This window comes from Bacillus cereus group sp. RP32 (genome assembly GCF_040459735.1).
GTDB classification, from domain to species: domain Bacteria; phylum Bacillota; class Bacilli; order Bacillales; family Bacillaceae_G; genus Bacillus_A; species Bacillus_A wiedmannii.
Map to the genome: position 1 here is coordinate 2,913,660 of NZ_JARVHO010000001.1, position 10,674 is coordinate 2,924,333.

The following is a 10,674-nucleotide window of genomic DNA, read 5'->3' on the forward strand; positions in this document are numbered from 1 at the left end:
CAATCACCGAAACAAGTTTGTTCCATAAACATAAAAACTTTATAACTTGTATCACATTTATTAATAAAATAAGAGATAGCAACTATGATTGTCACTATCGCTTATTTCAAATTTTATTTTTTACTTTTAAATGCACTTATATTAACAAAATCTATTCCCCTAAAAAAGTATATAAGTTTTACTGATTTTGATTTAGAACATCTGAATTAGTAGGTTCACCATTTATACGTTGCTTTTTCAAATCAAAGTATACATCTAAAACTTCCTTTCCAATTATAGAATTAATACCATTTTTATCATCATGAAGCCATGGGACTACTACTGAGAATGCTACTTCTGGATTATCATATGGGGCGTATCCAACTAACGTTAAGTTGTAACATTCCATACGTTCCCCTTTCGCATTTCTACCAATTGGATCATCTCCACCATATACAGTTTGAGCTGTCCCTGTCTTTCCTGCTGGTTTATATGGCGCGTTTTTGAAATACTTCACGCCAGTTCCATCACCTTCTTGGAATACCCATCTAAACCCTTCTTTTATCCGATCAATATGTTCTGTCTTCATATCAATTCGATTTAATACGACAGGCTCTATAGAGCGTATAACTTTGCCAACCTCTTCTTCTTTTATTGATTGTTCTCGTATTTCTTGTACAATTTGAGGTTGCATTCTATAACCGCCATTAGCAATCGTTGAAATATATTGCGCCAATTGCAACGGTGTATACGTATCATACTGCCCGATAGAAAAATCTAGTAAAAACCCAGGCTGACTATCTACTTTTCTAGTTTGTCCAATTATTTCATTCGGTAAATCAATACCTGTTGGAACTCCTAATCCAAATTGTTTAAAATAATAGCGCATCGTATCAAATGCTCCTTGTTTTATATCCAACGAACCATTTGGTACGTAATTAACTCCCGCAATTTTTAAAGCTGTCTGGAACATGTATACATTCGAAGATACTTGTAGCGCTCGTAAATCATTAATATTACCAAATCCGGATACATTCCACGATTTCTTAGCTTGTGTACCTTTAAATTTCATGGGTGCATCATAAAATTGATCTCCTGGCCGTATTGCCCCTGTCTCATATCCAGTTAATACAGTTGCACCTTTTACAGCTGACCCTAGCTCATAGGAAGTTGTCATGTTACCTAATGCCAAATCCTCAATCTCTAATTTCCCTTCTTTTTCTACAATCTTTTTGCCTGCCATAGATAAAATCTGTCCGTTATTTGGATTCGTCATGACGACAAAAGCTCGGTCCAACAGTGGCTCTGAACTCTTAAACGCTCTCAAATTTTTCTCTATACTTTCTTCCACTTTCTTTTGTAATTCCATATCAATCGTTAATGTTAAACTATTACCACTTTTTCCTTTAGAGATTATCTCTGTGTTTATAATGTTTCCTGATTTATCAGTAATATTTTTCATTTCTTCTTTTGTACCGTGTAACACATCTTCATATCGTTGTTCAATATAACTTTTTCCTACACGATCATTACGGTTATATCCACGTACCAAATAAGAATCTAAGTTTTCTTTCGGTAACCCTTCTTCACTACTCGTAATATTACCCAACACAGAACGGAATAAATTACCATTTACATAATTACGTTCCCAATCAACTGCTGCATCTACTCCTGGAAACTCAGCAAGGTTTTCACTTATTCGCGCATACTCTTGATCTGTTACATCTTTTTTTATAATTTGTGGTGTTAGTTGATAACCAGAACTCATTTTACTTTTAATAGCTAACACCTTTAAATCTTGTGCTGTTAATTCTGCCAATTCTAATTCTGTAACACGACTTCGTCTTAAGTCTTCTATTTTTTTATCTAACTCTTTTCCCTCTATTCCCTTATCTTTTAACTTTTCTATATCTTTTTTAGTAATCATTGTCTCCGCACGTTGCCTATTCAACTGCATCCAAAAATCTTTTTTATCGATGTCTGTTAATTTATTTATATCTTGTTCAGGCATTTCAAGCACTTCCGCTAAGTCTTTTGCTGTTTTTAAAATATCTTCACTAGTAATTCCCTTTACCCTTGTATACGTAATCGTACGAAGAGATTTATTATTAACAACTGTTTTCCCTTCTCGATCTAGTATTTGTCCACGTGGAACTGGAATGCTAGTAGTTGCATTTTGACTGCTTTCTACTTGATTCTTATAAGCCTCTCCCTCTACGATTTGCACCTTTCCTAGCTGAACAATAATAGCTGAGAATAGTAAAAATATGCAAAGGAACATTATATTTAATCGTATAGATATATACGTCTTGTTCTTTCCTTTTTGTTTTTCCATAAATCCTCCATTTAATTCCTTATATGTTACATACCGATGACCGATTATAAATATCGTTTCGACTTTTTTGCTAAATCCTTGTTAGCATTCATACCTTTTCGTTTAGCTACGTAATTCATAACTCTCCTTTCCTATTTTCTCTCTATTTTTTGTCGCTAGCATTAGAAATGCTAAACTATATACTGGCCCATATAAAACTTACACATAGATTTGCTAAAAACTTTTCATACTGATTATTCCTTTCTTCATGCTGTAATACTTAATAGACAACCTAAATAATAAAGTTGTTCCACATTTACAAAAAAAATAATTAACTATAAGATGAAATAAGCTAAAAAGGGAGGGTTTTATGTTACATACAAAAATAAAAAGATGGAGATTTATAGCGATTCTTTCTATTGTAGGTTTGATATTAATAATTTTGTTAAAAAGCCATTTCTTTTCAATTACTATCGAAACTTCTTCGGCCGAAAGAGGACAAATACTTGATCGAAATGGTGTAATACTAGCTACAAATAAGAAAGTTAAGTCTTTATATTGCACTTTTAATGATGAGAAGCTATCGAAACAAGATACAGCAAACACATTAGCTTTTTTCAATCAATTTTCAAGCGAGTTTCAACATGACATTTCTACAGAGGACATAAAATCTCAATTACAACAATCTTGTAAAAAGCAGACTATGAATGATATACCGTTATACTCTGACATAACTGAGAATGAACTTGCATTCATAAACAAAAACAAACCCAATAATGTAATAATCAAAGATGAAGTGATTCGATATTATCCTAAACGTGAAATTGGTTCACAGGTAATTGGGTATGTAGAAAATGACCTTAATTCAAAGCATTTGGCTATTGGAAAAAATGGGATTGAACTGCAATATGAAAATGATTTAAGAGGAAAACCGGGTAAAACACTTATTTTTAAAATAAATAATAAAAAGTTCTTATGGAACATACAAAAAGTACAAAAAGGAAAAGATGTCTGGCTAGCTTTAGACTCTAAGTTGCAGCAAAAAACAGAGGAAGCATTAAGATCTCAAATCAAGAAAATAACTGATGTTAATGCTGGTTATGTTGTGCTAACCGATGTGAAAACTGGCGCAATTTTAACTATGGCCAACTCAGCAGTGTTTGATCCAAATACATTATATGAACAAGTATCATCTAAAAAAGAAAACATCAAATCACTTTCGCAAAATAAAGCAATTCAAAAATTAAAGTATGGTGAATCTTATGTAAATATGGCCTCAACTATAAAGCCACTTACTATTTTAATTGGATTAAACGAAAAGCTTTTTCAACCTGAAGATACTTATTTAGATAAAGGTACTTTTCAATATGATAATCAAAATAACATTACGAATGCACCTGGAACGCCAACAGGTGAGATTACACCGAGGCAGGCTATCATTAATTCATCTAACACATTTATGACAGCAAAAGTAGCTCTACCCTTATTCAACCAAAATAATGGGAATATAGAAAAAGTTGCACATATATGGACAGAGTATTTAAAGCAATTCGGCCTTCGTTCTAAAACTGGGATTGATTTACCTTTTGAAGAAGACGGACAATATGAATTTCATCCAACAAACAAGTTTGAAAATGGTATCTCCGCCTTATTAAATGCCTCTTGGGGAGGAAATGAAGTACACACTCCTCTTCAACTTGCTCAATATGCAGCAACTTTAGCAAGTAAAGGTGATAAATATAAACCTCAAATCGTAAGTGCTATTATTGATCAAAATGGTAAGGGAACAAAAAAGTTTAAACCAATTTTAGAAAGTTCAAATCGTTACCCGGTGAAATTTTGGAGTGTCGTGCAAGGTGGGATGAGCCAAAATATAGAGGAAATTAAAAACTTACCCTTTCATGTCGCAGGTAAAACAGGTATAACAGGTGCTCCGAATGAGCAAGAAAGAATGATAAACCATTCTCTTTTCATTGCATATGCTCCTACCGAAAATCCACAAATTGCCGTTTCTGTCGTTATTCCTGGTAGTAATTCAGAAAAAAACATTGCTGCTCTCGTTACATCAGAAATTTTAGAGTACTGGAATACTCTTCAATAAGAGAATAAAAACATAGAGGAAGGTTCATTAAAGTGAACCTTCCTCTTTACCATATAGAATCTATATTCGTTATTTTCCATTTACCTTCATGATCCTTTTCGAACATGAAAGAATATTTAATATCAGTTAAAACATACTCTTTTTGTACATATCCAGTATTACCGCTAATTGTCGATACTTTTATATATCCATTATTCTGCACTTTTTCTGGAATCCAAGCTTTTACCATTTCATTAGATACTTCATATAAAACTTGTGATTCTCGCTTTGGTTCAGCTAAAATTTTCGTTTTATTTCCAGTAACAGTTGCATATACATAATGCGCTTGCTTTGGTTCGTTACTTTCTGTCAATCCACTTGGTACTTTGTATGCTTGCTTTGTATCATTTGTAAATTCTCCCCCCATGGTAAGAGCAACTTGCAACTCATGAAAAATATCTTCATCAAATTTCAATTCATCCTTCTTATAACTCTTCCCTTTAAATAGAACTTCATCATTTAACGCTCTATACAAGTCATTTTCATTTTTTGAATTTGTACTTTGATATAATTCATTCATAAATTGTTTTAATGTTGGATCTTGAGCAGACTCATCTTTAGTTTTAGGCTTAATTTGTGTACTACTTTGGACCGGTGATTTATTATCATCAAGCCATGGTTGTTGAACGATAACAAATAACATTGTACAAACAAAAACAACTATAATAGGCAGAGCTTTTTTACGAAACGGTCTTTTATGTTTTACAGAATTCACTTCATTATTTTCATATATAGACTGCTTTATTTTAAAAATAAATTCTTCTTCATCTTTACGATTCTCCATTGGACCTTTTTTTAATTTACTATACCAGTCAGGATTTTTTTTATTGTTCATCACTACTACCCTCCCCTATTAATTTTGAAACCTTACTTCTCGCTCGGCTTAATCTAGATTTAACAGTTCCAATGGATACTCCTAGTGTTTCAGCCATTTCTTCATAAGATAATTCATATTTCGCGTCTAAAATTATTATTTCACGGTGTTTTTTGGGTAGTTTTAAGACAACATCCCACACTTCATTCATTTCCTCTTGCTTGAAAAACTCTCGTTCTGCCGATGGAGATTGCTTATCGTCACTAAAAAAACCTACTAATGATATCCTTTTAAAATAGGAGGATTTCAAATAGTTTATTGCTGTATTTCTTGTAATTTTTAATATCCACGTTTTAATAGATGACTCCTTTCGAAATGAATTCCAATTTTTAAATACCTTTATAAACACATCTTGCGTGATATCATCTGATAAGTGTGGATCTTTCGTAATAATAAATGAATAATTCCATACATCTTGCCAATAGTCTTTTATAACATAGTCAAGCTCATCATGAATACACTTTTCAATAAACGTCTCTTCCATTTCCACACCTCGAACTTATTTGAATAAAGATAAAACTACCCTCACTTTTATTATGGTTTCAATATATAGACAAGATACAAGTTTCATTTGTTCCATTGTTTATCTTTTTTTGATAGAAAAATCCTCCTAAAAATGTAAAAGTGTGCGATTACTTTCATAAAATAATCATCTATACATTCTTTTACATGACAGGCTCCTAAAAACAAGTAAAGCATACAATGTTAAAAATACACTCATAAAAAATCTGATTATTATTTGTGCATTTCACGCAACACTCCACTTGTATCACCTTTTTTCTTAGAGCATACTTATTTGTTTGCTCTATTTATGCTTTACTAAATAAACGTTTTGTTAAATTTTAAAATCCCCCTCACTTGTCCCTTTCAATTTGTTTTACTCTTCTATTTACTATTAGCAATACCACCCTTTCAAAAATGAAAACAAAGATAAGTTATCATCTTTATTCAGCTACAACAAAAAAGCATTCTCGATTAAGGAGAATGCTTTTTCGAAACTTAATTGTTCTTTGTATTGCTCAATTTATACCCTCGCGTGAAGCAAACAATGAATGTAGTAAAAGATTTCACCTTATAGTTACTTATTATTTCTGAAAAACATGTTTTACTTTTTCGCCTGGAACGTTACTCCCCCCTCTTCCTTTTACATCTTCGATCATCATGGTAACAATCATGTCGGGCGCATTTGCATCAAAAGCTGCAAACCATCCAAGTTCTTTTCCGTCTGCTTCTTTCGACTCCTTCAGTTCTGCTGTACCGGTTTTACCAGCAAGAGTTATACCATCAACCTTAGCAATTCTCCCCGCGCCATCAGGGTCATTAATGACTTTTATTAATGCGCTCTTTAATATCTCTTGATTCTTTTTAGAAACCACATTTTCTTTCCAATTCCCCGCTACTTTTGCTTCTTTTAAAAGATGAGGCGACGGAATATTCCCTTCATTCACAATCGGTGCATATGTTAATGCTAAATGAAGTGGTGTCATTAATACTTGTCCTTGTCCATATCCCGTGTCTGCTAGTTGAATATCATTTTTTATCCCATCTCTTGCAATTATTGAAATAGGAAATTCGTATTCGATTGGTAATTTTTCATGAAATCCGTATTTCTTAAATTCATTTACATACTGATCTTTTCCCATTTTCAAAGCTTGTTGAGCAAAATAAATATTATCAGAGTACTTCATTGCCTTATCAAAATCAATTGGACTAGCTTCCTTCACACGTGTTACATAATAATTTCCCCAAGATGAATCTTTTGCCCACTTTAATCCTTGAATTTTAAATTCTTCCTTAGGGTTTATAGTGTTTGTTTCCAAACCAATTGCACCAGTAATCGTTTTAAATACGGAACCTGGTACAAATGCTTGTGTGAAACGATTCATCATTGGTAGTTTCGAGTCGTTATTCCATGCTTCTCGTTGAGCTTTTGATGCTCCTCTAACTATTGTATTTGGATTATAAGCAGGGCTACTTACAAGTGCAATAGTTTCACCTGTTTTAGGATTGACCGCTGCACTAGATCCTGCTTCATTTTTCATCTCATTAAAGATTTTTTCTTGAATTGCAGCATCAATTGTTAACGTAACGTTTTCCCCTTCTTTTGCTTCTTTTTTTGCTACATTTTTAATTTCTTTTCCATTCTCATCTTCTATAAATACGCGTCCACCTTTTTCACCACGCAAAGTATTCTCTAGTACTTTCTCTAAACCTGTCTTTCCTACTAAATCATCTGCTTGATACCCTTTTTTTTGAAGCGATTTTAACTCCTCTGCATTCACCTTTCCTATATAACCAGTTAAGTGTGCCGCCGCTTCTCCTAATGGATACGTCCGAATATTTACTGGGCGAGATGAAACTCCTTCTAATTCAATATAATCATTCTGTCTAGTTCCCTCTTTTAAAATACCAATTGGTACAAAGGAGTCTGGTTTTATCCATTTCGCTGTAAGCTTCTGATCGACCTCTTCTACAGACATATCAAGTAATTGTGCTACTATTTCTTTTGTTTGCGCTGCCGTTTCGCCTAGTTTCTCTGGAATAATTCCAACCTCAGTCGCTTTACCATTCGTTGCAAGAGCTTTCCCATTTCGATCATATATTTCTCCGCGTTTTCCTTGTTCTATTTGCATACGTACTTTGTAATCTTTTTTCATAGCTGGAAAAATGAAATCTGGTGTCCAATCTATTTTCCAAGATTCCTTTTCTTTCACGAGTTTTGCTTCATGGATAAATGAAACTGTTCCTCCATCCGTATCCATCTTAACTTCAAAAAGAAAAAGCTCTTTATCTTTAGCATTCTCTCCTTTCGTTTTAATTTTTAAATTCTTAACTCCAATACCCTCATAGATTTTTTGATATTTCTCTGTGAAATCCTTTTTAGAAATCGTTTTTTTTGCATGCTCTGATAAATGATCATACATTTTTGCAAATTTTTTATCATTCCATAAATTGATATATTCTTCAAATGTTTGTTTTGACAGTTCATTTTTATTACATCCTACCAACATAACTGCAAAACAAAAGAAAAGCAGCATCCATAATTTTTTCAATTCAATCTTCTCCCTTAGTTAAAAATATTTATTCCTTTCTTGATATATTAAATAAAAAATGTTGTAACGCTTAATAGACAGTGTAAATAATGAAATTGTTCCACATTTACAAAAAATTTCATTTACGCTTAAGTTGCATTGGAAGAGGAAAGTTTGTAAGCTTCTTGCAAACATAAGGAGCGAATATATTTAGCGAACGTTATAAGTATTAGTGTTGTTTTAAAAAATTCATTTAAAATACCTTTTAATTCGTTTTCGTCGATATTATCTTTATAGATTTTTGATACAAAAAATAGAATCCTTATAGTAAGGATTCTACAGTAGAAAATGATAGATTTATTTTTCTTAGCCTGATGATTTGGGCTTTTAAAGTACATAGTACTTACAATTAGCATTATAAGCAAGATCCGCTACTTGCATCGATTAACTCATCAGTTATCCAACGACTGTCTGATGAAGAAAGAAAACTTCACCTTCAGGTAAAGTCAACTTAAACTAAAGTTACTTCATATATTTCACTTAAAATTCCATCAACACCTACCTTAAATAGTTCGTTTAAACTGCCCTGCCTTTGTTCAAAGATATTTCAGCAATGCCTGTATTTTTCATCTTTAATATTTTTGTTTCTTAGGCATGAGTATAGTTAGAAAATCTCTAAAAACTATTTGATAATCTTTTAGAATCTAACTTTCTTATAATACTATTTGCTATTTCTTTAATATTTTCATCTAGAAAGAAATGATTACCTTCAAAAGAATGAAAAGTACACGTTTTACTTGTGTATTGCTTCCATTTTATTACTTGATCATATGTAGTAAACTCATCCTTTTCCGCATTAAATATAAGAAAATCAATATCACATGGTTGTGTATTATTGTCATGAATATATGTCTCGACAATTTTAAAATCTGCTCTTAGAATAGGTAGAAAAATCTCTATTAATTCTTCTGATTCAAGTACCCCAGATGGTGTACCTCCCATTGCAATAACTTCTCTTTTAAATTGTTCATTAGAAAGATTATGTCGAATATTTTTTATTTTACTATTTGGATGATTTCTACCGGACAAAACAAGAAATTTAGGCAATACATTTTTAGAATCTTGTATTTTTCTAGCTACTTCATAGGCAATCAAACTTCCCATACTATGCCCAAATAAAATATATGGCGAATCATCTATCTGCATAACGATATTATTATAGACATCATTCACCACCTCTTCCATACTTTGGTGCAAACTTTCTTCAATTCTATATCCTCTACCAGCTAACTCTATCGGGACTACCTCAATATATGGATTAAAGTAATTTTTCCATTTTGCGTAACTAAACGCAGATCCCCCAGCATGTGGAAAGCAAAAAAGTTTAGTCTTCTGCATTGATTTTCTCCTTACTTTCAAATTTGTATATATTTTGGCAAATTGTATAAATGTCTTTAATTATTATCTCTTGCGGAAATTCATTCCTTATTGCACAAGCAGATATCTTATAATTTGGATCAATGTTATATTGTTTAAAGTAAAAGTTTTTAGGTATATTCTTGTATGTAATTAAAGTTCGTGACTCTTTTTTTATAGAGAATGAATTTAACGGGGTATAAAGCCCTTTTCCAATCGTTTTTATATAACTTTCTTTTAATGTCCATAAATCATAAAAATAATTAATTTGTTCATCAGAATTCATATTAGATATATCATAAAATTCTTCCTCTGAAAAAAATTCATGTGCTAATTTAAAAGCCTCTATTTCTGAAACTTTTTCTATATCAATACCCACATTAAAATTAGCAGTAGCACAAACCACCCATTCTCCTGAATGTGACACATTAAAATGAAAGTCAGAAAATTTTTCAACAAAAGGTTTTCCATACTCATTATATATAAATCTAATTTCTTCATTATTAATTTTATACTTTTGGCAGATTAGAGATCGAATTAGTAAATCTCCTATCAGAGTTCTATTAATGTCGCATGAATTTAATAAACGCTTCATTCGTTCTTTCTTCTCATTTGAAACTAAGTTACTAAGTTGCTTAAGCAAATGACTTTCAATATTCTTTGGTATTTTCACAGCTTGAATTTGTATAATAAATCACTTCCTTTTTTAAAGAATTACTTCATATATGAACGTTACAGAAACTCAAATTCACTTTATTAAATTGCATATACAATAGGAAAGGTGCATATTTACATATCAATGAAAATATGCACCTTTCCTCAGTAATATCATCAGGTATTCGCTTCTATTACAAAGATTTCAGAGCATTTACATCTTACTATGGGTAACTCATTAAGATTTCTATGTCTCTACCAATTT

General features: G+C 31.8%; 7 protein-coding genes and 1 pseudogene. 1 reads left to right on the top strand and 7 read right to left on the bottom strand.

Annotated elements, in window-relative coordinates; genetic code table 11:
• Positions 1–178 precede the first annotated feature (178 nt).
• Positions 179–2,314 carry a peptidoglycan D,D-transpeptidase FtsI family protein gene (locus tag QCI46_RS15070; RefSeq protein WP_353840720.1) on the bottom strand — a complete coding sequence of 712 codons (2,136 nt, stop codon included), beginning with the start codon at positions 2,312–2,314 and terminating at the stop codon, positions 179–181.
• Between the two features lie 349 nt (positions 2,315–2,663).
• On the opposite strand from QCI46_RS15070, the gene QCI46_RS15075 reads away from it, so the two are divergent.
• Positions 2,664–4,394 carry a peptidoglycan D,D-transpeptidase FtsI family protein gene (locus QCI46_RS15075; RefSeq protein WP_353840721.1) on the top strand — a complete coding sequence of 577 codons (1,731 nt, stop codon included), beginning with the start codon at positions 2,664–2,666 and terminating at the stop codon, positions 4,392–4,394.
• Between the two features lie 46 nt (positions 4,395–4,440).
• On the opposite strand, the gene QCI46_RS15080 is transcribed toward QCI46_RS15075, so the two are convergent.
• From QCI46_RS15080 to QCI46_RS15105, 6 genes and pseudogenes are all read right to left on the bottom strand, one after another.
• Complete coding sequence (locus QCI46_RS15080) at positions 4,441–5,268, bottom strand: SH3 domain-containing protein (protein WP_353840722.1); 828 nt, start codon at positions 5,266–5,268, stop codon at positions 4,441–4,443.
• On the bottom strand, positions 5,258–5,791 hold the full coding sequence (locus QCI46_RS15085; protein WP_060488847.1) for an RNA polymerase sigma factor: 534 nt from the start codon (positions 5,789–5,791) through the stop codon (positions 5,258–5,260). The genes QCI46_RS15080 and QCI46_RS15085 overlap by 11 nt, the downstream gene beginning before the upstream one ends.
• A 601-nt stretch (positions 5,792–6,392) precedes the next feature.
• The gene (locus QCI46_RS15090) at positions 6,393–8,360 is read right to left on the bottom strand and encodes a penicillin-binding transpeptidase domain-containing protein (RefSeq protein WP_353840723.1); all 1,968 of its coding nucleotides are present in this window, start codon (positions 8,358–8,360) and stop codon (positions 6,393–6,395) included.
• Positions 8,361–8,754: 394 nt separating this feature from the next.
• Positions 8,755–8,826: pseudogene (locus tag QCI46_RS15095) on the bottom strand (SDR family oxidoreductase); the annotation flags it as partial.
• 188 nt (positions 8,827–9,014) lie between these two features.
• Positions 9,015–9,737, bottom strand: coding sequence for a thioesterase II family protein (locus tag QCI46_RS15100; RefSeq protein ID WP_353840725.1), 723 nt, complete (start codon positions 9,735–9,737; stop codon positions 9,015–9,017).
• Entirely contained in the window at positions 9,724–10,428 is a 705-nt protein-coding gene (locus QCI46_RS15105) for a 4'-phosphopantetheinyl transferase family protein (RefSeq protein ID WP_483299016.1), read from the bottom strand. The genes QCI46_RS15100 and QCI46_RS15105 overlap by 14 nt, the downstream gene beginning before the upstream one ends.
• Positions 10,429–10,674 lie beyond the last annotated feature (246 nt).